20 protein-coding genes are annotated in these 19703 nt (G+C 65.5%); 14 read left to right on the forward strand and 6 right to left on the reverse strand.

What is annotated here, in order from left to right; translation table 11 throughout:
• Positions 1-1319 (reverse strand): hypothetical protein (locus tag ACH13J_RS02735; RefSeq protein WP_397541780.1); only part of this gene is annotated, 1319 nt, incomplete at its 3' end.
• Positions 1320-1365: 46 nt separating this feature from the next.
• A complete protein-coding gene (locus ACH13J_RS02740) occupies positions 1366-2094 on the reverse strand; it encodes a uroporphyrinogen-III synthase (protein ID WP_397541781.1) in 729 nt (242 codons plus the stop codon).
• Between the two features lie 71 nt (positions 2095-2165).
• Here ACH13J_RS02740 and tsaD point away from each other — a divergent pair, with 71 nt between their 5' ends.
• From tsaD to ACH13J_RS02785, 9 genes are all read left to right on the forward strand, one after another.
• Positions 2166-3263 carry a tRNA (adenosine(37)-N6)-threonylcarbamoyltransferase complex transferase subunit TsaD gene (tsaD, locus tag ACH13J_RS02745; protein WP_397541782.1) on the forward strand — a complete coding sequence of 366 codons (1098 nt, stop codon included), beginning with the start codon at positions 2166-2168 and terminating at the stop codon, positions 3261-3263.
• Positions 3260-4222, forward strand: a complete 963-nt coding sequence (locus ACH13J_RS02750; RefSeq protein WP_397541783.1) for an NAD(P)H-dependent glycerol-3-phosphate dehydrogenase — start codon at positions 3260-3262, stop codon at positions 4220-4222. The genes tsaD and ACH13J_RS02750 overlap by 4 nt, the downstream gene beginning before the upstream one ends.
• Positions 4223-4492, forward strand: a complete 270-nt coding sequence (locus ACH13J_RS02755; protein ID WP_397541784.1) for a YciI family protein — start codon at positions 4223-4225, stop codon at positions 4490-4492.
• A gap of 3 nt (positions 4493-4495) precedes the next feature.
• Entirely contained in the window at positions 4496-4915 is a 420-nt protein-coding gene (locus ACH13J_RS02760) for an EVE domain-containing protein (protein WP_397541785.1), read from the forward strand.
• A 352-nt stretch (positions 4916-5267) separates the two neighbouring features.
• Entirely contained in the window at positions 5268-6140 is an 873-nt protein-coding gene (locus tag ACH13J_RS02765; protein ID WP_397541786.1) for a flagellar motor protein MotB, read from the forward strand.
• A 73-nt stretch (positions 6141-6213) separates the two neighbouring features.
• Positions 6214-7536 (forward strand): flagellar hook-basal body complex protein, encoded by a 1323-nt coding sequence (locus ACH13J_RS02770; protein ID WP_397541787.1) that lies wholly within the window; start codon positions 6214-6216, stop codon positions 7534-7536.
• 50 nt (positions 7537-7586) lie between these two features.
• The gene (flgK, locus tag ACH13J_RS02775; protein ID WP_397541788.1) at positions 7587-9041 is read left to right on the forward strand and encodes a flagellar hook-associated protein FlgK; all 1455 of its coding nucleotides are present in this window, start codon (positions 7587-7589) and stop codon (positions 9039-9041) included.
• A gap of 3 nt (positions 9042-9044) precedes the next feature.
• Positions 9045-10055, forward strand: coding sequence for a flagellin (locus tag ACH13J_RS02780; RefSeq protein ID WP_397541789.1), 1011 nt, complete (start codon positions 9045-9047; stop codon positions 10053-10055).
• Positions 10056-10096: 41 nt separating this feature from the next.
• Positions 10097-11173 carry a flagellar basal body P-ring protein FlgI gene (locus tag ACH13J_RS02785; RefSeq protein ID WP_397541892.1) on the forward strand — a complete coding sequence of 359 codons (1077 nt, stop codon included), beginning with the start codon at positions 10097-10099 and terminating at the stop codon, positions 11171-11173.
• 361 nt (positions 11174-11534) lie between these two features.
• Here the strand turns inward: ACH13J_RS02785 and fliP are convergent, their stop codons facing one another.
• From fliP to fliF, 4 genes are read right to left on the reverse strand one after another with little or no spacing between them, the layout of a single operon-like run.
• Positions 11535-12269, reverse strand: coding sequence for a flagellar type III secretion system pore protein FliP (gene fliP / locus ACH13J_RS02790; protein WP_397541790.1), 735 nt, complete (start codon positions 12267-12269; stop codon positions 11535-11537).
• Complete coding sequence (locus ACH13J_RS02795; protein ID WP_397541893.1) at positions 12266-12565, reverse strand: FliM/FliN family flagellar motor switch protein; 300 nt, start codon at positions 12563-12565, stop codon at positions 12266-12268. Before ACH13J_RS02795 ends, fliP begins: the two co-directional genes overlap by 4 nt.
• The gene (locus ACH13J_RS02800; RefSeq protein ID WP_397541791.1) at positions 12565-13164 is read right to left on the reverse strand and encodes a flagellar biosynthesis protein; all 600 of its coding nucleotides are present in this window, start codon (positions 13162-13164) and stop codon (positions 12565-12567) included. Before ACH13J_RS02800 ends, ACH13J_RS02795 begins: the two co-directional genes overlap by 1 nt.
• On the reverse strand, positions 13164-14807 hold the full coding sequence (gene fliF / locus ACH13J_RS02805) for a flagellar basal-body MS-ring/collar protein FliF (RefSeq protein WP_397541792.1): 1644 nt from the start codon (positions 14805-14807) through the stop codon (positions 13164-13166). The genes ACH13J_RS02800 and fliF overlap by 1 nt, the downstream gene beginning before the upstream one ends.
• A gap of 117 nt (positions 14808-14924) precedes the next feature.
• Between fliF and ACH13J_RS02810 the strand changes: the two genes are divergently transcribed.
• The 5 genes from ACH13J_RS02810 to ACH13J_RS02830 all read left to right on the forward strand — a co-directional run bounded on the left by ACH13J_RS02810 (position 14925) and on the right by ACH13J_RS02830 (position 19610).
• Positions 14925-15428 carry a flagellar basal body-associated FliL family protein gene (locus ACH13J_RS02810; protein ID WP_397541793.1) on the forward strand — a complete coding sequence of 168 codons (504 nt, stop codon included), beginning with the start codon at positions 14925-14927 and terminating at the stop codon, positions 15426-15428.
• 10 nt (positions 15429-15438) lie between these two features.
• Positions 15439-15825, forward strand: a complete 387-nt coding sequence (locus ACH13J_RS02815; RefSeq protein ID WP_397541794.1) for a hypothetical protein — start codon at positions 15439-15441, stop codon at positions 15823-15825.
• Complete coding sequence (locus ACH13J_RS02820) at positions 15822-16412, forward strand: magnesium transporter MgtE N-terminal domain-containing protein (RefSeq protein WP_397541795.1); 591 nt, start codon at positions 15822-15824, stop codon at positions 16410-16412. The genes ACH13J_RS02815 and ACH13J_RS02820 overlap by 4 nt, the downstream gene beginning before the upstream one ends.
• Before the next feature lie 70 nt (positions 16413-16482).
• Complete coding sequence (gene motA / locus ACH13J_RS02825; protein ID WP_397541796.1) at positions 16483-17352, forward strand: flagellar motor stator protein MotA; 870 nt, start codon at positions 16483-16485, stop codon at positions 17350-17352.
• Positions 17349-19610 carry a hypothetical protein gene (locus ACH13J_RS02830; protein ID WP_397541797.1) on the forward strand — a complete coding sequence of 754 codons (2262 nt, stop codon included), beginning with the start codon at positions 17349-17351 and terminating at the stop codon, positions 19608-19610. The genes motA and ACH13J_RS02830 overlap by 4 nt, the downstream gene beginning before the upstream one ends.
• Positions 19611-19703: the final 93 nt, after the last annotated feature.

Consider the following 19703-nt stretch of genomic DNA (forward strand, 5'->3'; position numbering starts at 1 on the left):
AGCGCGGCGCGCGCGGGCGCGGGGAAGCTTTCCTGCAAATCGGAGATGGTGGCCACGCCGCTCTCGGCCAGCCCGGTCAGGGCGGGGGGCACGTTCATGCCGGTTGCCTCCAGCTCGGACAGGGCGCTGGCAAAGCCGCCGCCGGTGTCGATCGCCGTTTGCACGCGCGACAGCGCGGCCCGTCGCCGCGTCGCCCGCTCGGTTTGCGCCGCGCTCTCCTCCATCTGCCGCGCCTCGGCCGCCATCTCCTCGATCTCCGCGCGCTGCCGCGCCATCGACTCCTGCAATGCCTCCAGCTCGGCTTCGTAGGCGGCGATCGCCTCGTCCGATGCGCCCTCCCGCACGGGCCGGGTTGCGATTTCGCTTACGCGTGCACGGATATCGTCAAGCCGCGTTTCGAGCTCGGACACCCTTTCGGTCAGCGATCCGATCGCGTCATCGAGTTCTGACTGCGTCTCGCGTATCGTGGAAATATCGGGCGGTTCGGTCGCGGCAACATCATCTGACAGCGCCGAGATGCGGCTCTCCTGCTCTTCCAGCGTGCCCTGAAGATTGCCGCGCAGGGTTTCGATTTCCGACTGCATGTCATTGCGCAGTGTCTCCAGCGCCGCCGGGTCGGGGGCGGTGGCGGCGTATTCGGACGTGTAGTAGTACCCTGCTCCGAAACCGATCACGGCAGCGACGGCGCCGCCCAGAACCGTCGGCACGAAACCGCCCTTGCGCTCTATCACGCGTTCCGTGCTTGCGGGGGCCTGCGCCGGTGGTTGGTCCGCAGACGTGACACGCTCCTCTGCGGCGACCTCGTCCCGTCCATCTTCGGCACGCCATGCGCTGTCGGCACTATCGGATTGCGGCGTGTCCGTATCTTCCGGGTGCAGACCGTCGTGCATATCTTCTTTGTCATGCTCCGCCGTGCTCGGCTCGCTGGCGGCCTCTTCCCGGGCAGGGGCCTCGCGCTCCGCTTGGAGGGGGTCGGCGGCGGGCGTCTCGTCTCCGGATCGATCCTCGCCTCCATCTTCACCGGATTCCTGAGCGTCAGGCTCCTCGGCGTCCTCCTGCGCCGCGGGAGATGCCTCCGCGGGCGCCGTTTGCGCATCCTGCTGATCCGGCTCGGCGCGTGTCGCTGCGTCCGCGCCTTCGCCGTCCGGGGAAACCGGTTCGGTGCCGCTGACATCAACGGATTCGTCGGGGGTCGTGGCGTACTCCGGGCTGCTGTCAGGCTGATCTGCCTCGCCGGATTGTTCCGTCGAACGCCCCGACCCCGTTGCCGAGGCCCCGCGTTTGGACGACGATTTGCCGGAGCTTGTCTTTTTCGCCAATGTCACCACCCCTGTCGCGTTGCGGCTTCGCCCGCATGTGAAAACCTTACTGCGGCCCCTGTCCACTCTCAACCCGCTTGGCCTGCGACGCAAGCGCCGCGACCGCCTCAAGCATCGCGTCCGCATCCGGGCGGCACGCGATGTGGCACTGGACGCCGGCCGGGACGTTCGCGGCGACGTTGCGGCTGATCGTGGCGACCAGGAGAGGCGCCCGCAGATCGACAGTCTCAAAGAATAGCCGGGCGGTCCTTGGTGAAAAGAGGGGTACGACAACCGGTGCAGCCCCGGACAAAAGCTTCCGGGCGGCTCCGGACAGCGGACGGGGAAGCTGACGGTAGACTATGGCCTGATGCGTTTCCAGGCCCGCGTCGGAAAGCCCCCTTGCAAGGTCCGAGGCGACGTGTTCCCCCCGAAGATAGAGGATCGGGCCCCGCGGCGCATCAGCCACGATACGCCGCAGGAGCATTTCCGCCGTGCCGCCGCCGTCTATCGGGTCGAGCCCGGCAGCCCGCGCGGCGCATGCAGTGGCCGTGCCAACGCAATAACAGGGACGGTCGCTGGCGCCCTCAAGACCGGCCAGCACCGGAACCGCGTGCGCAGAGGTGATGACAAGCGCGCCGAACCGTGTCACCGCCTGCACCGCGTCTTCAATGGTCTCTATGCCAATGAGCGGGGACACGACGACAGGATAATCCTTGCCCAGCCGGTCACGTACCCGGTCGGCGAACCTGTCGGCCGCGGGGCGGGGCCGGGTAACGAGGATCGAGACTGTCATCTGTCGCGCAGGAGTTGTCTGTTCACCGGTCCGGTGTTACCTGCCTTGATGGACGCGCGCAACGGAAGCTCATGGACAAAGCGGTTACTGTACTCGGCCTAGAAAGCAGCTGTGACGACACGGCGGCCGCCGTGGTACGCATGCGCCGGCCGGGACAGGCTGATATCCTGTCATCGGTCGTTTACGGCCAATCCGAATTGCACGCGGCGTTCGGCGGTGTCGTGCCGGAGATCGCCGCGCGCGCACACGCCGAAAAGCTCGATGTCTGCGTCGTTGAAGCTCTGAAACGGGCGGGTCTGGATCTGCAGGCGCTGGACGCGATCGCCGTGACCGCCGGACCGGGGCTGATCGGTGGCGTCCTGTCAGGCGTGATGTGCGCGAAAGGCCTGTGCTCGGGGAGCGGCCTGCCGCTGGTTGGCGTGAACCACCTTGCGGGGCATGCGCTGACCCCGCGGCTCACCGACGGCCTCGCCTATCCATATGTCATGCTGCTTGTCTCCGGGGGTCACTGCCAGCTTCTCGAAGTGCGCGGACCCGAGGATTTCCGGCGCCTTGGCGGCACGATCGACGATGCCCCGGGCGAAGCGTTCGACAAGGTGGCGCGGCTGCTGGGGCTCGCCCAGCCCGGCGGGCCGGAAGTGGAACGCGCTGCGGCCAGCGGGGATGCGAGCCGTTTCGCTTTCCCGCGGCCGCTTCTGGATCGGCCGGGTTGCGACATGTCCTTTTCCGGCCTCAAGACGGCCGTCCTGCGCGCCCGCGACGCGATCGTTTCGCAAAAGGGCGGCTTGACGCGGTCCGATCGGTCCGACCTCTGCGCCGGGTTCCAGGCGGCGGTGTCCGATGTGCTCGCCGAAAAGACGCGAAGGGCATTGTCGCTCGTTGTTGCGCCGGCGGGCGGCGCGCCACGTCTTGCGGTTGCGGGTGGCGTGGCGGCGAACCGGGCCATCCGGGCCGGGCTGGAGATGGCGGCGCATGATTGCGGCGCCAAGGTTTTCGCGCCGCCGCTGGCGCTGTGCACCGACAACGCCGCGATGATCGCCTATGCCGGGGCCGAGCTGTTCGCGGCAGGCCGGCGCGACGGCATGGAGCTTGCAGCGCGCCCACGCTGGCCGCTGGACATGTCGGGTGCCGCCCTGCTCGGGGGTGGCCGCAAGGGGGCAAAGGCATGATCCGCGTCATGGGCGCCGGGGCTTTCGGCACGGCGCTTGCCGTGTCGCTGGCCGGCAACGGCCCCGTCACTTTATGGACGCATGACATGTCTCACGCGCGGGAGATGCAAAAGAACCGGGAGAATACCAGGAGACTGCCGGGCGTGACGTTGCCGGATCGCGTCGCCATCGCGAGCGGGACCGTGCTGGCCGGGGATGTCGAGGCGACGCTGCTGGCGGTTCCGATGCAGAAACTCCGCGCGTTCTGCAAGGAGAACAGGGAAGCCCTGATATCCGGCGGTCCCCTGGTGGCCTGCTGCAAGGGCGTGGAGCTCGACACCGGCAAGCGGCCGACGCAGGTGATCACGGAGACGGTGCCGGGCGCCATCTGCGCCGTCCTCACGGGGCCGTCTTTCGCCGGCGACATCGCGCGGGGTCTGCCCACCGCGCTGACGCTGGCCTGCACGGGCGAGGAAACGGGCGCCGCGTTGCAGGCACAATTGACAACTGCGAACCTGCGTCTGTATCGCAGCACCGATGTCACCGGCGCCGAGCTCGGGGGTGCGCTGAAGAATGTCGTGGCGATCGGCTGTGGTGCAACGATCGGCGCGAAGCTGGGCGAGAGCGCGCGCGCCGCGCTGATGACGCGCGGTTTTGCCGAGATGGTTCGCGCGGCCCAAGCCATGGGAGGCGCCCGTGAAACGATGACCGGTCTCTCGGGGTTCGGGGATCTCGTGTTGACGTGCACCTCCGAGCAGTCTCGAAACTACCGCTACGGGCTGAGCCTTGGCCGGGCCGAAACGTTCGACCCAGACGTCACGGTCGAGGGTGCGGCGACGGCGCGTTCTGTGTGCGATCTTGCAGCGCGAGAGGGGCTGGAGCTGCCGATTACCCGCGCGGTGATGCTGCTGGTGACCGGACAATTGCAGGTGTCGCAGGCGATGGATATGCTGCTGTCGAGACCCTTGAAGGAAGAGTAGATGCTGATCGCCGTCATCGCCCGTGACAAGCCGGATGCCTTGCAGACCCGCCTCGACAACCGCGCCGCCCATCTTGCGTATATCGAACAGACAGGTGTTGTCGCGCAGGCTGGCCCGCTTCTGGACGACGCGGATTCGATGATCGGGTCGCTTGTCATTCTTGACGTCGATGACATGGCCCACGCGCGGGACTGGGCCGGGAACGACCCTTATGCCAAGGCAGGTCTTTTCGAGAGCGTGGAGCTCATCCCGTGGAAAAGGGTCATCTGAACAATGCGCTACTGGTTGTTCAAGTCCGAACCCGGCACATGGAGCTGGCATGACCAGGTCGAGAAGGGAGAGGCGGGTGAGGAATGGGATGGCGTGCGTAACTACCAGGCCCGCAATTTCATGCGCGAGATGACGGTGGGTGACAGGGGGTTTTTCTACCACAGCCAAAAGGAAAAATCCGTTGTCGGCATAGTGGAAGTGACGGCCGAGGCGCACCCGGACAGCACGACCGATGATCCGCGGTGGGAATGCGTGGACATAAAGGCCGTCAAGCCGGTAAAGACGCCCGTGACGCTGGACATGATAAAGGCCGATTCCCGCCTGTCCGGCATGGTTCTCGTCAATAATTCGCGCCTGTCGGTACAGCCCGTGACGACCGAGGAATGGCGCATCGTCTGCGACATGGCCGGTGTAGCGCCCTGAAATCACCCCTGCGCGTAACAGGGATGTGCAGCGGGGCGACCATGCCGGCCCGGGGTGTGCGGAGGATCCCGGCCAAGACGCCGGCACCCTCCGCGTCCCCACGTGCTCCCTACTCACCACACGCGTATCCGGATCAGGTTCCGGCCATCCTGGCCTTTGGTGCTATATACCCGAAACCGGGGCTGCGGCCAAATTCGAAGTGTTTCAAATGCGCTGTAACTCAGCGGCAACCCGGCGACATGCGGCATGCCCTCGTGCATCGAGGCCCGTGATTACGAAAACTTTATGCGTTAAAAAAGCGGTAATAACCGCCGTGCTAGGCCCTTTTTCGGGTGAGTGAAAAGGTGGTGAAATGGCTGGGCCGGGTGACAATGCCGCGCCGGTCATCATCAAGCGAAAGAAGGTCACCAAGGCAGACGGCCATCACGGCGGCGCCTGGAAGGTGGCGTATGCCGATTTCGTGACCGCGATGATGGCGTTCTTTCTGTTGATGTGGCTGTTGAATGCGACAACCGAAAACCAACGCAAGGGGATTGCCGACTATTTCAGCCCGACGATCCCGATAAACCGGGTCTCGGCCGGCGGCGAGTCGAGTTTTGGCGGCGACAGCGTTTTCACCGAGGAACGGCTCGCGCGCAACGGCACTGGCGGCAGCAACAGGCGCCCGACCGAGGCGCGGCAGGCGCGCGGCGAGAGCGGCCTTTCCAAGGACGGTGGGGACTCAACGCCCTCGGGGGGCGATCACGCTAGTACAATCCCCGAAACCCTCGAACCGGTTGAGGAAATGATCCTGGGCCGGGCGGGCGAAAGCACAGTCTCCGATGCGCTCAACAAGCACGTGCGCACGCGTGTCACTGACGAGGGCCTCATCATCGAACTTCATGACAGCGTGAATGCGGCACTGTTTCGCGAGAACAGCGCGGACGCGACCCTGCTGCTGAAGGATCTCTCGGCTCTTGTCGCGTCGGCCGCGGCCCTGGTCGAGAACGGCATCGCCGTTGCGGGACATACCAGCGCCCGGCCCGTGGTCGCGCTTGATAGCCCCGTCTGGGATCTTTCCACGGCGCGCGCGCATGTTGTCCGCCGGCTGCTTGAAGGGGCTGGCGTCAAACCGCGGCGTCTGCGCCGCGTCAGCGGGCACGCAAACCGTGAACTCGCGGTGCGTGACCCCATGTCACCGCGCAACAATCGCATAGAGATCATCCTGCTGCGGTCGGAGCCGTAGTCCCGTTGGCGAGAATTTTATCTGTTAGCGCGCTGTTAAACGGCAGCGCCTAGCGTCGTGCCAAAGACAGACGATGCAGCAGAAAGGCGTATCCATGACGATCTCGTCCTCCCTGAATGCCGGCGTGGCCGGTCTCAATGTCAATTCGACGCGCCTTGCGGCGATTTCCGACAACATCGCCAATTCCGGCACCTACGGCTACAAGCGGGTTCAGGCCGATTTCCAGTCGCAGGTTGTGTCCGGATCCGGCGGCGCCTACTCGGCCGGTGGCGTCACGGCGCGGACCCATCGCCTCATCGACGAAAGCGGATCGCTCACCACCACGTCCAATCCCACGGACCTGGCGGTGCGCGGGCGCGGGATGCTCCCGGTGTCGCTGGCCAGCGAGGTCGAGGTCGATGGCAACGGCGCGGAAATGCTGCTGACCACAACGGGGTCTTTCCGTACCGATGCCAAGGGTCGCCTCGTGACTGAATCCGGCCTTGTCCTGTTGGGATGGCCCGCGAATCCTGATGGAACAATGCCTGATTTTCCGCGGGATACGGCAGACGGGCTGGAGCCCGTGCAGATCAACGTCAACCAGCTGACCGGCGAGCCGACAACGCAGATCGATCTGGGCGTTAACCTTCCGGCCACCGCGACGCGGTCCGACGCCGGCGGCGAGAGCGAGACGCTCTCGATCGAGTATTTCGACAATATCGGCAAGTCCGAGAAACTGGATATCGAGTTCACGCCGACGGTGCCGGGTACCGGCTCTTCCAACGAGTGGACGATGACGATCTCGGATTCCGCGTCGGATCCTGCGTTGATAGGCGAATACGTCCTTACCTTCGATGACTCGCGCAATTCCGGTGGCACGCTTCTCAGCGTATCGGATGTCAACGGCGGGCCCTACGATCCCGCAACCGGAAAGCTTGTTGTTGACGTCGCCGGCGGCCCGATGGAAATCGACATCGGCAAGATCGGCGAAAGCGACGGGATGACCCAGCTTTCCGACAGTTTCGCACCGCTCTCCATCAGCAAGGACGGTTCACCGGTTGGCAACATGATCTCTGCAGAAATAGATGCGAACGGTTACGTTCACGCCACGTTCGATACCGGCATAACGCGGACGATCTATCAGGTGCCGCTCGTGGACCTGTCCAATCCCAACGGCATGATCGCGCTCGACCAGCAAACCTTTCGCGCCTCGCCTGACAGCGGGTCCTATTTCCTGTGGGATGCCGGATCCGGCCCGACGGGTGACGTCGTCTCCTACGCTTTGGAAGAATCGGCCACGGATGTTGCCGGCGAGCTGACCGACATGATCGAAACCCAGAGAGCGTATTCCTCGAATGCCAAGGTGATCCAGACGGTCGATGAAATGCTGCAGGAAACCACCAACATCAAGCGTTGAGGACACGCGCGGCCAGCAAATGCCCAGGCTTTTGAGCGAAAGGTGCCAGCATGAGTATTTCGAGCGCCCTCTCCAACGCCCTGAGCGGGTTGAGCGCGAGCGCGAAGTCGGCCGAGGTGGTTTCGAACAATCTCGCCAACGTCCTCACACCGGGCTATGCCGCGCGTGAGCTCGCATTGTCATCGCGCGGCGACGGCCGCGGCGGCGGTGTGCTGGTCGATGGCATTACCCGGCGGGTGGATGCCGGGCTCCTCTCAGAGAGGCGCCAGGCCGATGGCGAACTGGCCCGGGCCTCCGGACGGGCCGGTTTCCTCACCCGGCTCGAGAGCCTGGCGGGACTCCCGGGTGAAACCGGATCCCTCGCATCCACCATCACGGGGTTCTCACAGGCGCTCGCCGCCGCCGCCGCGAGACCGGAAGAGGATATCCGTCTCGAGGCGGCAGTCGCCGGTGCACGGGATATCGTCGCGAAGATCAATGATCTCTCCCGCGGAATTCAGGCCGCGCGGATGCAGGCCGAGGAGCGGATCGTGCAGGCCGTTGACCGGGCGAATGAGGCGCTGCAACGGGTGCAGCGACTCAATGCGCGGATCGTCAGCGCCGACAGCGCGGGACATCCGACAGCCTCCTTCGAGGACCAGCGCCGGGTCGCGATCGATTCGCTGGCGGAAATCATACCGGTCCGCCTCGCCCAGCGCGAAAGCGGCGCGCTCGCGATCTATACGCGTGGCGGCAATGCCCTGCTCGACGGGCGTGCCGCTACATTGACGTTCAGCCCGGCCAACTTTGTAACTGCCGCGATGACGCACGAGAGCGGCGCGCTCAACGGTCTCGAGATCGATGGCGAACCTGTAAATCCGTCGGGGGCTGACAGTCCGTTCGATGGTGCGGCGCTTGCGGCCCATTTCGAGGTGCGCGACCGGCTTGCACCCGATGCACAGGCCCAGCTCGACGCGCTCGCGCGTGATCTCGTGGAACGGTTCCAGGATCCCGGCCTCGACGCCACGAGAGCGCCGTTGGATGCCGGGCTCTTCACCGATTCCGGCGCCCGGTTCGATCCAGTAAACGAGGTGGGGCTTGCCGGTCGGCTCTCGGTCAATGTTGCCGTGGATACCGAGGCCGGTGGCGCGGCATGGCGCCTGCGCGACGGGCTGGGCGCCACGACCCCGGGGCCAATCGGGAACGCGGCGTTGTTGCATCACCTTGCGGACGCGATTGACCAGAATGCCCCGCTGGCGTCCGGCAAGCTGGGCGCGACCGCCCGCTCGACAAGTGACCACGCCGCGGCGTTCCTGTCGCATATCGGACAGCAGCGCCTCGCCGCCGATCGCGAGGTCACCTTTTCAACCGCGAACCAGTCCGCCCTGGCGCAGACCGAGTTGGGCCAGGGCGTGGATTCGGATGCCCAAATGCAAAAGCTCCTGCTGGTGGAGCAGGCCTATAACGCCAACGCCCGCATGATCACCATCGTGGACGAAATGATTGACACCTTGCTGAGGATCTGAGCCATGACCATAACTTCGACCGGGGATCTTTCCCACGGGATGGCGTTGCGCACCCGGAACGCGGAGCTGCGGCAAGCCCTTGCGCGGCTTCAGACCGAACTCACCACGGGGCAGGTTTCTGACCCCGTCGCGCGGCTCGATGGGCATATGTCGTACCTCTCACGGATCGAGAGCGACCTTGCCCGTGCGGAAACCTACGGGACGAACGCGCGGGAGGTCCAGCTCGTCGCCGGCACGATGCAGACTGCGCTGTCCCGTATCGGCGAGGTGACAGATGACCTCGTTGGCACGCTGGCTTTGACAGCGACCTCGGCGGGCGCGGGCGATGTCTCGAATGTCGCCGCGGACGCGCGCGGCGCACTCGAAACGCTCGTGTCCGCCTTGAACAGCTCCGCGGGGGGGCGGCAGGTATTTTCCGGAACGCGGGTCAAGACGGCGCCGTTACCACCGGCAGAGACGATCCTCGCGGAGTTGTCGACAGTCATTTCCGCGGCCGGTGGGCCGGCCGACGCGCGCGCCCTTGCGAGGGATTTCTTCAATGCGCCGGGTGGCGGCTTCGAGACCCTGATTTACCGAGGGGCGACGGATGGCTTGGCGCCGGTGCGTCTCGGCGCCGGAGAAGCGGCCAAGATCGATCTGCGCGCCGATCATGCGGCGTTCCGCGAAACGATGATGCACGTCGCACTCGCCGCCTTGTCGGACGGTGCCGCCTTGTCTCTTGACGCGACAGGCCGCCACGCGATCCTCGAGGGGGCAAGGGACGGCCTTCTTGCGGGCAGGGAGGCGCAGATCGCGTTGCAGGCCGACCTTGGCGTTACCGAGGAACGGATCGACAAGGCCAAAAGCCGGATCGAATCCGAAATGACGACGCTTCGCATGGCGAGGCATGATCTGCTCAAGGTCGATCCCTACGAGGCGGCAACGGAACTCGAGGCGGTTCAGACCCGGCTGGAGACGCTCTACGAAGTGACGGCACGCGCATCGCGGCTCAGCCTTTCGAACTTCCTGTCATGAAGCTGCTGCTGCAATTGGCTGGCCTCGTGGCCGCGCTGGGGATGGTCCTGTCCACCCCGGCGCCGGCGACGGCTGGCCCGATACGGATCAAGGACTTGGTCGAGTTCGACGGTGTCAGGGGCAATGACCTGATGGGATACGGCCTTGTCGTCGGTCTCAACGGCACGGGCGACGGCCTCCGCAATGCCCCGTTCACGGAAGAAATCATGTCCAGTATCCTCGAGAGGCTGGGTGTCAATGTCACGGGCGAACAGTTCCGCCCGAAGAACGTGGCGGCCGTTTTCGTGACGGCCAGCATGCCGCCGTTTTCACGCACAGGGTCCCGGATAGACGTGACGGTGTCGGCGATCGGAGATGCCGAAAGCCTTCTGGGAGGAACCCTCGTCATGACACCGCTGAATGCCGCGGACGGCAAGATCTACGCGGTTGCACAAGGCACCATCATCGCCGGGGGCGCCTCGGCCCGGGGGGATGCGGGGGGCGTGGTGCAGGGCGTTCCCACCTCGGGTCTGATACCCTCGGGGGCCAGGATCGAGCGCGAGATCGACTTCGACCTGTCGTCGCTGGATACCATGCGTCTGGCCTTGCGCGAGCCGGATTTCACCACCGCGGCGCGCATCGAACGGGCGATCAATACGTCCTTCGGTCGCCATGTCGCCGTGATGCTTGACAGCGGCACGGTGCGGATGAACGTCTCGAAGACGGGGATGCAATCGACGGCGCACGCGATCCGGCATGTCGAGAACCTCCTGGTCGAACCCGAACGCCGCGCGCGGGTGGTCGTCGACCAACGCTCCGGCACCATTGTCATGGGGGATGACGTGCGCATTTCCCGCGTAGCGGTATCCCAGGGGAACCTGACCTTGCGGGTGGAGGAGAAGCCCGTGGTCGCTCAACCCAACCCGTTCGCGGACGGGGAAACGGTTGTCGTGCCGCGGACGCGCGCGGAAATCGAGGAAGAGCCGGGTGTCGGGCTGGCCGAGGTTCCGGGTGGCACCTCGCTTTCGGAGGTCATCGCCGGGCTTAACGCCCTTGGTGTCTCGCCGCGCGACATGATCGACATTCTCAAGACAATCAAGTCGGCCGGGGCGTTGCACGCGGAGTTCGTGGTGCGGTAACGGCCGACCGGGACGGGCGGTGCTAATGGTTGCGGCGCGTTCCGGCGCGCGGCTTGCCGAGGCGGGTACGGGCTTGTCCCATTCTTTCAATACGGAGTTGGCGTGGTGCGGGCGTTCCGCCGCCCGTTGCGCGCATCACGTAACGGGATCGCGGCGGCTGGAAGGGTCCGAAGGACCGGGCATTGTTTGTCAGGGCGCGTTCAGGCTGGCTGCCCTGCTGCCGCGTCGACACGCGGCAGGCCGGTTGGCCCGCGGCGCCGCATCACGCGGCGACAGGGGGTCGTTCGCGGCTGCCACGGCGTGCGCATGGGACCATCGCTGATGGACAGGATAGGTTTCAGCACCCGACACTTTATCATGCCTAGAAATAGCCGCGCACGAGGCTGTCAGCGATCAGGGTCCATCCGTCGGCGATCACGAAAAACGCGAGCTTGAAGGGCAGGGAAACGATGACGGGGGGCACCATCATCATGCCCATGGACATCAGTATCGCGGCGATGACGAGATCGATGATCAGGAACGGCAAGAACACAAGGAACCCGATCTGAAAGGCGCGCGCGATCTCCGACAGCAGGAAACTCGGCACCAGCACTGAAAGCGATGCGTCAGCCCCCGACCCGACCGTTGCTTGCTCCGCCCGCAGGGCAGACAGCGACGCGAACGTGTCGGGATCAACGCGGCCGGCCATGAAATGCCGGAACGGCTCCAGCGCCCTTTGCACGGCGGTCTCGATCCCGATCCTTTCCTCCAGAAGCGGGTCTATTCCGGCCGCCCACGCCTCGGTGAAGACCGGCTCCATCACGAAATAGGTCAGAAACAACGCGAGGCTCACGATCAGCATGTTGGGAGGAGATTGCTGCAGCCCGATCCCCTGGCGCAGGATTGCGAGGACTGTCACCATGAATGGAAAGCACGTGATCATGATGGCCAGGCCGGGTGCGAGGCTGAGCACGGTAATCAAGAGGATCAGCTGGATGGTGCGGACCGACAGCGCCCCTCCCTCGCCGAATGACAGCGAGATCTCCTGCGCCAGGCCGGGCTCCGGCATGAATACCAGTGCCACGCCGACGAAGGCCGATATGCACGGGCGGATCATTCCAGCCCATCTTGCAGGTCGGCAACCTCGGTCAGTCTCACGGCGAGTTGACCCTTCTGGTCTGCGTCGAGTTCCTCCAGCTCGCCGCGCGCGATAAGGCGTTCGCCCACGTAGAGTTCGACCGCGTCATCCACGCGCTTGTCGAGCGGCAGGACGGAGTCCTTTTCCAAGGCAAGCAGATCACGGATCAAGGGCCGGGCCTTGCCGACGGAGATCGTGATCTCGATGGGAACCGTGGAAAACGGGTTTCGAAGGTCGGGGCTCCCCCCCTGCTTGCCATCCGTGGATGTCTCCATCATGCGGTCTCTCTGATCGAATCGTGGATTTCTCGGAAAAAGCCTTCGCTGGCGGCCCTTATGCCCTCGAGCACCTCCCCAAGGTCGATTTCCCGCTCGCTCGATTCGCCGAAACGGATCTGGACCTGGCCCGGGGCGAATGTGGGCGATTCATCGATCTCGACAGGGAGCGGGGCGTCTTCGGGCAGGATGGCTCGCAGCGCCGGGGCACTGTCGGGGGCGGTGGTCAATCGGACGGGCTGGCGGCCATGGGCGGCAATTTCTTCGCGCAGCATCTCCGTTACACGCGCTCCCAGCGTATCGTGGGCCATGGCTGGCAACACCGCGTTGACCATTTCTCTCACGACAGGCTCCATCGCTGCGAGCAGACCGGTCTGAGCCTCTTCGTAAGTAAAGGACAGGTCGCTGATGTTGCGGGCGAAATCCTCCGCGATCCGGGTTTCGCTCTCCTGCTGGGCGCGGGCGCTGTCCTCCCAGCCCGCTTGATAACCCTTTTCGAAGGCCTCGAGTTTCTGGTCCTCCAGGCCGACATCCGTCAGGGGGGCCGCAGGGCCCGCGGGCTGCTGCTGAAAATCCTCCAGGATCTCGGATAGCGCCATCATGCATTCTCCTCTTCGCCTTCCAGCCAAGTGCGCAGGATTTCGACCGTTTCTTCGCGTCGCTCACCGATCAGGGCGCGCAGGCGATCGACCGGGTCATCCTGCGCCGGCCTGAAATCGGGCATCTCGCCGGGGCGAATCTGGTTGAAAGGCGGGTCTGTATCCTCGGCGCCCATATCGCCGGTCGGAATCAGCGACATGTTGCCGGGATCGATCTCGCCCGTGTCGATTTCGCCCGTCAGCGCCTCTTCCCGGTCGGATTGTTCCGTGGCAGCGGCGGGCGCGACAAGTTCCGGCGTGGTACGATCGGGCGATCGTGTCAGGAGCGGGCGCACCACGAAAAGCCCCAAAAGCAGGGCGACGATACCAAGCACGACAGCCTGCGCCAGCGACATGAGATCAACTCCCGCCCCGAACAGCGGGTCTTGCACGGCCGCGGTACCGGCGGGGCTGGCCTGCTCGAACTGCATCGTCTTGATCGTGATGACGTCGCCCCGTTCCTCGTCGAAACCGACCGCCGAGGCGACGAGTTCGCGCAGGGCGTCGAGCTCCTGTTCGTCGCGCGGCTCGAAAACGGGCGCACCGTTCGCGTCGGTTCCCATCACGCCGTTGACCAGCACGGCAACGCTGAGACGCCGGATGGCGCCGGGCGCGACGGTCACCTCGCGCTCGGTCTGTGAAACCTCGTAGTTGACGCGTTCGCGGGTCTCGTTCGTCCGGCTGGAAGACGTTTCCCCGTCGCCAGCCTCCCCGTCCGGGAGGTTGGAGGCCACGGTCACGTCGTCCGACCTGCCGGAGGCGCTGTTGGTGCGTTCCTCTGTGTCCGTGCTGATCGCCACCCGGCTGTCGGGGTCGATCACCGTTTCGCGGACGGATTCGCTCCGGGTGACCGTGTCAACGCTCACCTCGACGACCGCGTTTCCGGGCCCGACACGCGCCGCCAGAAGGCGTTGCACTCTCTCCCGCAGGATTTCAGCGCGATCCTCCGTGGCCTTGGCCGGCACGTCGCCGGCTGTGCCGACCAGTTTCCCCTTGCCGTCGATCACGGAAACGTTCTCAGGCGACAGGCCGGTAACCGCCGAGGCGACGAGAAACTTGAGCGCGCGCGCATGCGCGCCCGAAATGGTGCTGCCGGCGAGGCCGACGGAAACGGAGGCGGTAGGCTCGACATCACGCTGGAAAGGGTTTGTGCCGGCCTTGGCAATGTGCACCCGCGCCGTGGAGATCGCGGGGTGGGACACGATGGTACGGGCCAGCTCTCCTTCCTTGGCGCGCCAATACGCGGCATTGAACATCTGTGACGTGGTCCCGAAACCCGACAGGCCGTCAAGAAGCTCGTAGCCACGCGCGGCGTTCGCCGGCAACCCCTCGCCGGCCAGCGTCATCCGCAATTCGTCCCGCCGGGCCGCCTCGACGAAGATCGAATTGCCACGAATGTCGTAGGCAACGCCACGCTGGTCGAGCGCACTGACCACCTCGCCGGCCTGGCCTGCCCCGAGATCTGCGTAGAGCAGCGACATGCTCGGTGTTGCGGCCATCCGCGCGAGCCCGAGCACGGCCGCGAACACCGCGACCGTTGCGGCCCCGACGATGAGTCGCCGCCGCGTGTCCAAGGCAGTCCAAACATTCGCGATCTGCTGCAATTGCTCGCCTCCTTGTCACCGGCTTTCTGCCGGCAGCGCGGATCATGTTTCGCCGATCTGGCTTAACAATCGGTTAGCCTCTGCCGGTTTATGGTCCGCTGGACGACAACCCGGGGCATGCCCATGGCCAAGGACGACAAGATCGACGAAACACGGCCGCGGAAACGGTCTAGGCTGCCGCTTCTCGCCGGGCTCCTTCTGGCAATGACGGGGGGAGGCGCCGGCTTTTACGCCGTCTACTCCGGCTCGGTCCCGGTGCCTGCCATCCTGTCGAAGAGCAGTGAGCCGCAGGGGCCGCGCGGAAAGCCCGGCGCCGACCCCCCGGATGTCGCCTTCGTTCCGGTGGAGCCCCTCGTGATCTCTTTGAACGACGGGCGCGGCACGCATCTGCGCTTCCGCGCCCAGCTCGAGGTCGAACCTGACCAGAGAGGCGAGGTCGAGCACCTGATGCCGCGTATCGTGGATGTGCTGAACGGTTACCTGCGGGCCGTCGACGTCTCGGACCTGCGGAACAACGCGTCGCTCGTGCGGCTGCGCGCGCAAATGCTGCGGCGGGTTCAGGTGGTGGCGGGCCGGGACCGGGTGGGCGACCTTCTCGTGATGGAATTCGTTATGAACTGAGGACGATGAAATGGACATGATTGCCGACATACTGCTGGTTGCGGGCGCCTTCGGGGCCGGCATCTACTGTTTCGTCCTGTCGCGGCGTCTCAGCCGGTTCAACGATCTCGAAAAGGGGGTCGGCGGCGCGGTGGCCGTGCTATCTGCCCAGGTTGACGATCTTACGCGGACGCTCGAGACCGCGCGGAAGTCGGCCACGGATTCCACCGGGTCTCTCGAAAGCCTGACGGAACGTGCCGAGGATGCCGCGAAACGGCTCGAGCTGCTCGTGGCCTCCATGCATGATCTGCCCGAGACTCAGGACAAACCGTCCGATGCGTCCGGTCGGCAGGGCGAATCACCGCTCGGGCCGGTATTCCGGCGCCACGAGCCCCCGGCCGAGGGGGCTGTCAAATGAGCGTGCCAGGGCTGGGCAGGCGCCGTGCGGGCCGGGGGGCGCTGGCGGTTGTCACGGCATTGTTGATCGGCTCGGCAATCGTTCGACTCGGGGACGATGTCGGCCAGGCTCTGGCCCGCGTCCCGGACGACAGCGGGATGGAAAACCGCGCCGGCCCGCAGCGGGTCTGCGAAACGCCGGAGGATCTGCGCGGCCTGATGACGGCGCTCGACCAGCGTGAGAGCCGTATCGAGGCCCGCGAGGCCACCCTGGAGGACAGGATGCAGGCGCTGGAGGTCGCGGACCGGGCGGTGCAGCAACGGCTCACGGAGCTCCAACGGGCCGAGGCCAGCCTGCGTGAAACCATCGCCCTGGCCGAATCGGCTTCGGAAAACGACCTCGACCGGCTGACGAAGGTCTACGAAAGCATGAAGCCGCAGCAGGCCGCTGCGCTCTTCGAGCAGATGGACCCCGAGTTCGCCGCGGGGTTCCTGGGCCGGATGCGGCCGGATGCGGCGGCCGAGATCATGGCCGGGCTGAGCGCCGAGGCCGCGCATCTGTTCAGCGTCGTTCTCGCGGGCCGCAACGCACAGGTTCCGCGCGAATGACCGGTTCCGGATCAGGGTTTCTTAACCCCCCGCTGTCAGTGTGAGGGGGCGACGAGCGCAGGCGGAACAGATGATCGGACTGGTTGGCATCCTGATTATTTTCGTGATGGTCTTCGGCGGCTACCTGGCCGCCGGGGGAAAACTCGCCATCATCCTGCATGCCTTGCCGTTCGAGATGATGATCATTGGCGGCGCGGCGATCGGGGCGTTCCTCATCTCCAACGATCTGGGGGTCGTCAAGCATACGGCGCGTGATATCGGCAAGGTCTTCCGTGGTCCGAAATGGCGGCCGGAGGATTACCGGGACCTTCTATGCCTGCTCTTTCAACTCGTTCGGTTGGCGCGTCAGAACCCGGTCGCGATAGAGGAACACATCGAGGCGCCCGGGGAATCGAGCATTTTCAGCAAGTATCCCAAGATACTGACGGACCGCGAGGCGATCGCGCTGATAAGCGACACGATGCGATCCGCCTCGATGAACTACGACGATCCGCATCAGGTCGAGGAAGTGCTGGACAAGCGGATGGAGGCGCATGTGCACCGCGCCCTGCACTCCAGTCACGCGCTACAGACCATGGCGGACGGCCTGCCGGCGCTGGGTATCGTCGCGGCGGTTCTCGGCGTCATCAAGACCATGGCGTCGATCGATCAGCCGCCCGAGATCCTTGGCAAGATGATCGGCGGCGCGCTCGTCGGCACGTTTCTGGGCGTGTTCCTCGCCTATGGTCTCGTTGGTCCGTTTGCCGCGCGGCTCAAGGCCGTGACCGAGGAGGACGCACATTTCTATCATTTGATCCGGGAGGTCCTCGTCGCCAACTTGCACAATCACGCGACGAATATATGCATCGAGGTCGGCCGCCAGAACGCACCCGCGCAGAACCGCCCTTCGTTCAACGACCTCGAAGAGGCGCTCAAGGCCGTGAAACAGGATGCAGCATGATTCGCGGGCTTGCATGCATGATCGTGACAGTGTTCTGGGCCGGGGCGGGATGGAGCCAGGTTGCCGACGTGCGTGCAGGGGAACATGACACGTTCACGCGGCTGGTTTTCCGGTTGCCTAGCCAGATACCGTACACCATAGATCGACAAGGCCGTACAGCCGAACTGCGTTTCGAACGCCCGGGCCTTTCATTCGATACTTCCGTCGTTTTTCAGCGTGTCCCGCGTACGCGTCTGGCGGCCATCGACGGATCGCAGGGCGGGGGGCAGCTGCGTCTTTCGCTGGGCTGCGACTGCGACATTCGGACGTTCTGGTACGACCGGTCTGCGCTCGTGCTGGATATCGGTGACCCCTCGCCGCGCGACAAGGAAAGAGAGCCGCCGGGCGCCGCGCCGATGGAGACACGTGGTGCCGGGCTGCGGCCCCTGCCGCTGCCGGAGATGCGTCCATCGGGTGCGACGCGACTGGTGGCCCGGGCACTCGACACGGCGGCGGCCGAGGTGCCGGCGCCGCGCCGGCGTCAAGCTGAGCTCGACGCCAGCCGCGCAAGGCTCCTGGAACAACTGGGCCGGGCGGCGTCACAAGGTCTGCTGACGCCGGTGCAATCGGGATCACGGATTCCCCGGCCCGACGCACCGATCGGCCGTGCCAGGCAAACGAGAACGGTACACGACGGCGCTGCAGACCCGCATTCGAAAGCCGCCAACCTGCAGGCCGAGAGCAGCATTGACCGCGCCATGCGATCGAACGGGCCGGCGCAAGCACAGGCCGTGACGGAACAGCGCTGTCTTGACCCGGCCCTCGTGGACGTCACCGGCTGGGCGGATGACAGGCCGTTCACACGACAGTTGGGCGCACTCCGCTCCGGTATCCTTGGTGAATTCGACGCACCCGATCCGGCCGCCGTGACAGCGCTGGCAAGGCTCTACATCCATTTCGGTTTCGGCGCCGAGGCCCGCCAGGTCGTTCTCCGTCTCGGTGCCGAGCTCTCCCACGGCGATGTACTCGCCGCGATGTCGGGCATACTGGAAAACGGCGATGCCGGGGAGGATGCGCCCGTCCTCGCCGGCCAGATGGATTGCGCGCCTCATACGGCACTGTGGTCGGCCCTGTCGCGCCGTGAAATACCTGCCGGGCAGCCGATGGATAGCGATGCCATTCTTCGCGCGCTATCCGCCCTGCCGCCGCATTTGCGCGGGTATCTCGGGCCGATGCTGGCGCAGCGGTTCCTGGGAGGCGGCTATCGGAATGAGAGCGAACGCGTACGCCGCATGCTTGACCGCAGCGAGGAAACGGCCACCCCGGCCGGCAATCTTGTCGGGGCGGAAATCGCCCTGTCCCGCGGCGAGGTGGCGAATGCCGAGGAGGCACTCGGAAAGCTGGTGGCGGAAAACGTCGAACCGTCAGCCGAGGCATTGGTGCGCCTCATCGACTCACGCCTGCAACGGGGTGCCGAGATTTCCTACGAGACGGCGCAGCTTGCGGGCGCCTATGCGCTCGAGCATCGGGAAACCCGCCTTGGCCGTTCTCTGGCCCGCGCGCACATACAGGCGCTCGCCGTCTCGGGAGCCTTCGACGAGGCGTTCGACAAGCTCGATGCGCTCGACCCGTCCGATCGCGCGGGCAACAGCGAGCTGCGCTCGCGCCTCGTCGGGCACCTGACACGCCTTGCGGATGACTACGACTTCATGCGCCATGTCACGTCACCCGACGTTGCCCAGCCCGAACAGCTCGACCCGGACACAATGAACAAGGTCCTCCGCCGGTTGTTGTCACTGGGCTTCGTCTCCACGGCCTCCCGCTTCGCGCAAGCGGAAACGCAAGGATCGGGGCCCGTATCGCGGGAAAGACGGCTATTGCGCGCCGAGATCGCGCTGCGCAGCGCGCGTCCGAACCAGGCGTTGCTAGACCTCATGCCGGTTTCCGGCGAGGATGCCGACCGGTTGCGTGCCGAGGCGCGCAGCAAGGCCGGCGGGCACGCGACGGCGCATGACATCTACGCGGCGCTGGGCGAGGAAGAGGCAGCGCGGCGCGAGGCCTGGCTTGCGGCGGACTGGCGTGCGCTGGCCGAGGACGGGCAAGGGCCAGTGCCGGATGTGGCAAAGGCCATGCTCGACATGCAGGCGCAACCGAACGCGCGCGCGGCAGGCGTCCTTGCGCGGAACAGGAGCCTGCTGGACGCCAGCCGGCAAACGCGTGCGACCCTAGGCGCGATGTTGAAGGCATGGCCAGCCCCCGCGCGTTCGCTCGATCCCTGAGATGCAACAACGGCTCACGCGGTGTGGCCTGATGGTGATTGCGGGCCGTGGCCAACAGCACCTGCCCCCACCTGAGCAGATTGCGGCCGGGAT

It is taken from the genome of Roseovarius salis, assembly GCF_044472985.1.
Classification (GTDB): domain Bacteria; phylum Pseudomonadota; class Alphaproteobacteria; order Rhodobacterales; family Rhodobacteraceae; genus Roseovarius; species Roseovarius salis.